This window comes from Candidatus Sulfotelmatobacter sp., from assembly GCA_035498555.1.
In the GTDB taxonomy this organism is placed as follows: Bacteria; Eisenbacteria; RBG-16-71-46; order RBG-16-71-46; family RBG-16-71-46; genus DATKAB01.
The window spans coordinates 1-3,858 of the sequence record DATKAB010000209.1; the positions used below are offsets into that span (position 1 = coordinate 1).

General features: G+C 68.2%; 4 protein-coding genes. 3 read left to right on the forward strand and 1 reads right to left on the reverse strand.

All coding sequences use genetic code 11. The annotated features are described in order from the left end of the window. Positions 1-161 precede the first annotated feature (161 nt). From VMJ70_15960 to VMJ70_15970, 3 genes are all read left to right on the forward strand, one after another. On the forward strand, positions 162-1,220 hold the full coding sequence (locus VMJ70_15960; protein ID HTO92627.1) for a hypothetical protein: 1,059 nt from the start codon (positions 162-164) through the stop codon (positions 1,218-1,220). Between the two features lie 157 nt (positions 1,221-1,377). Next, positions 1,378-1,977 carry a sigma-70 family RNA polymerase sigma factor gene (locus tag VMJ70_15965; GenBank protein HTO92628.1) on the forward strand — a complete coding sequence of 200 codons (600 nt, stop codon included), beginning with the start codon at positions 1,378-1,380 and terminating at the stop codon, positions 1,975-1,977. Further along, positions 1,974-2,663, forward strand: a complete 690-nt coding sequence (locus VMJ70_15970) for a hypothetical protein (GenBank protein HTO92629.1) — start codon at positions 1,974-1,976, stop codon at positions 2,661-2,663. Before VMJ70_15965 ends, VMJ70_15970 begins: the two co-directional genes overlap by 4 nt. A gap of 27 nt (positions 2,664-2,690) precedes the next feature. Here the strand turns inward: VMJ70_15970 and VMJ70_15975 are convergent, their stop codons facing one another. Further along, positions 2,691-3,614, reverse strand: coding sequence for a choice-of-anchor V domain-containing protein (locus tag VMJ70_15975; GenBank protein HTO92630.1), 924 nt, complete (start codon positions 3,612-3,614; stop codon positions 2,691-2,693). Positions 3,615-3,858 lie beyond the last annotated feature (244 nt).

A 3,858-nucleotide genomic window follows, 5' to 3' on the forward strand; every position in this document is an offset into this window, starting at 1 on the left:
ACCGGCCTCCTTCGTATGCGGCTCTGGCGCCGCGAGGTGCTAACCCGCGATCGAGCGTGGCGGCACTCCCGCCACCGTCGTGCCTCTCGTTCGCGAGAGCACGAACCTACGACCGCAGGCCGGTCGCTCCATACTGTCTAGAAGAGTCGTAGAATGAGGGGATGAACTCTCGCCCGTGTGGCCTCGCGGCAGTGGCACTGGCCATCGCGCTGACCACACGGGCGATTCCGGTCGCGTCCTCCGACCGTCCGATCGACTCGCTGATCCAGGCCGAGCGCGATTTCTCGGCGGCCTCGATTGCCCACGGAATGCGCTCGGCGTTCCTCGCCAATCTCGGCGAGGACGCTGTGATCTTCCGGCCTGGGCCGATCAACGGCATGCAGAGCTGGAAGTCGCGTACCGAGGTGCCGGGACGGCTCGAGTGGGCGCCCGAGTTCGTCGAGCTCTCGGGCGCAGAGGACCTGGGCTTCTCGATCGGTCCATGGGAATACCGCGTGAGCGCCGAGGCGAAGGAGGCCGAGCACGGGCATTTCCTCACCGTGTGGCGTCGCGACCCCCACGGCGCGTGGAAGGTGGCGCTCGACTGCGGCATCTCTCACCCACCGGGCGGTCGCGGGCCGCGTGACGTCGAGGTGATCGAAGGGCCGTTCCACGCGCCTCCCGACACCAACGCGTGGCGTCAGGGCAATCTGCAGATGGGCGTGGCGGGGAGCGCCGGCGGCGTCTCGGCAGGCGGCGGCACCGGCGGATTCGGCATCAGCTTCGGTGGCGGCGGCATCGGATTCGGCGTCGGGAGCCACACGCCGGTCTACCGCAGCCCGCTCGACTACGAGCAGGAGCGCACCTCGCACGAGCGCAACAACCTGCTGACCGCCGATCGTGCACTCGACTGGAACGCGAGGAAGAGCGGATGGGAGCACGCCTACGTCGCGGTCGCGGCCAATGACCTGCGCTTCCTGCGTGATGGAGCGGAGCCGGCGCTCGGGCTCGACGCGGTCGCTGAGGCGAGCGCTTCACGAAGCCGCGACCTGACCTGGAGCTATCGCGGCAATGGCCTCTCGAAGTCCTGGGACCTCGGCTACGTCTACGGCACGGTGATCGCGCGAACCAAGGGCAAGTCCCGTCCGGACACGAGCGCGTTCGTCCATCTCTTCCGCACGGATGAAGGCGGGAAATGGCGCATGACGGCCGACTGGGAACAGCCGTTCTCGAAACGTTAGGGTTGTGCGGCGAAGATTGTTGATGCCCCTGGATTGGACCTGATTCGGACAGCCCAGACACGAAATTTCAATGACTTACCAGCCTGGGAACCCCCACCAACAATCTTCGCCGCACAACCGAGGTCCTGACGAATCCCCCGTCGTGGAGTTTCAAATCATGCAGCGGCCGCAGCTGGATTCACTGGGCGACCAGGAGCTGGTAAGCGCCTTCCAGCGGGATCCGGAGGCGCGGGCGGGACGCGAGGCTGCCGACGTGCTGCTGCGGCGGTGGCGCGGACGAATCATCCAGTGGTGCTACCGGATGGTTCGAGATCAGGAGCTCGCCACCGACCTTGCCCAGGAGTGTCTGACTCGCATCTATCGCGCGCTTCCGCGATTCGAGCCGCGCGCGGCGGTGTCGTCGTGGTTCTTCCAGATCGTCCGGAATCGCTGCCTGAGCGCGCTGCGATCGCGGTCGCTCGCCCGCGATCCGGACATCGACATGGACGAGCTTCAGGACCCCCTGGTTGGTCCCGAGGACTCGGCCGCAGCGCGCCATCAGCTTGATCGCGTGATACGCGTGATGGAAGAGGTCTTGGATCCGATGGAACAGAGCGCGCTGTGGTTGCGCGCTCACGAGGGGATGCCAGTGGACGAGATCACGCGTTTGCTGGGAATCCGGAGCGCTTCGGGAGCGCGAGGGGTGCTGCAGACGGCGCGGCAGAAGCTGCGTGCCGCGCTGGGCTCCGAGGCGCCCGAGGTTCGGGGGGAAACATGATCGAGCCGTGCATTCCGCTCGAGGAGCTGGCGCGCGCCGCCAGCCTGCCCGGGACCGATCCCGGGCGTCGGCATCTGGACACCTGCCCGCGTTGCCAGGCTCGGCTGGCGCTGATTCGCGATTTCGAAGCACCCGGCGACGAAGTTCGCTTGCCCGATCCCGCTTCGGCCGACGCCCGAATGCTCGAGACCATCGCGAACCTCACCGGCATCGCCTCGAGTTCGCCGGTCCGGTCTCCGGCGGCAAGGGTTCGAGGCGGCTCCGGGTGGCGATCGTTCCTGACCCCTCGGCCGATCTGGGCGTTCGCCGCGATCGCGATCGCGATGGGTGCGGTGGTGTGGACGCGCATCGCGACTCCGCCCGCCACCCAGATGCGCTCGGCGCCGGCCACCATCGGCGCCATCGAGCCTTCGCTCGAGGCCAGCGAGCCGCGCTCCGTGGACGGCGGACTGGAGCTTTCCTGGAGCCCGTTTCCGGGAGCCGATCACTATCGCGTCGTGTTCTTCGACACTTCACTCCGGGAGATCGCGCGCACCGATTCGAGCGCCGACACCCGCGCCGTGCTTCGCGCCGCGTCGCTTCCCGCCGGCTTGCGGCACGGGGCCTCGGTGGGCTGGAGAGTCGAAGCGTTGGCCGACGGCGATCGCATCGCGAACTCCAGCCCCGGGGTCCTTCGGGTGCCGTAGCGCGTCTCGATGATCGAGTCGCCGCGCTCAGCGGGCGATGGTGAGCTTGCGGGTGAGCGGGTCGGCCGCTCCCGCGATCGAGAGCCTCGCGAAATAGGCTCCGGGGGCCGCGTTCGTTCCGTCGTCGCGCGTGCCGTCCCATCGCGCCTCGGAGGGGCCCGCCTTGCGCCACCCGTTCTCGAGCGTGCGAATCCGGCGTCCAACGAGATCGAAGATCGCGAGCTGAACGTCGCCGTCGCGGGCGAGCGAGTACTCCAACCTCACCGCGCCGCGCGAAGGATTGGGGCTGGGCGGCGCCAGGGTCGTGAGCGCGGCGAGCGAGGGCACCGCGGCGCTCTGCGGAGGCAGCGTACTGTCGCTGGTCGTGAAGATGAAATCACCGCTCGGATCATCGTTCCCGTTGGCCGAATTGCCGGCGCAGAAGAAGTAGATCTTGCCGGACGAGGTCGCCGGCGCCTGCCAAGAGAGATGCCAGACCGACGGGCCGGCCAGCCCCGTGCGCGTGCCGATGAACGTGTGCTCGACGTAGCGACGCGATGCGAACGGCGCCGAACCGGCAATGATCTGGAGCGTGTCCGGGTCGGGCAGCACGAAGGTGCCGGCCCCTTCGCCATCGCTCGCGCGCACCGCCGTGAGTTGGAAGCCCCACTTGCGACTTGGCGAATCGGCGGTCGAGTCGCTGTCGAGCCGGACCGTCAGCGGGTAGGTCTGGCCGGCGGCGTAGACGATCGGGACACCGACCAACCGCAGGCCGCCGCCCGGGACGTTGAAGTTATCGCCGTCGGTGTAGTGACAGAGCGTGCACACGAACTCGGCGGGCTTGTCCCCGATCGCCGGGGCATGGGTGGCGGACGCGATCGGCCCGTGCGCCGATTCGATGGTGGCGAAAGCGTAGGTGGATCCGGCGGCGAGAAACAGAGCCGAGATGCCGTAGGCGAGCCGCGACTGCACGATTGCTCCGGCGGAGGGTGTTCCGATGATGGCGAATTCGACGCCATCAAGTGTACACCGCCGCCCGCAAGAGTCGCGCGCTCGCCCAGGTCCTCCAGCGGCGCTAGACAGTATGGAGCGACCGGCCTGCGGTCGTAGGTTCGTGCTCTCGCGAACGAGAGGCACGACGGTGGCGGGAGTGCCGCCACGCTCGATCGCGGGTTAGCACCTCGCGGCGCCAGAGCCGCATACGAAGGAGGCCGGT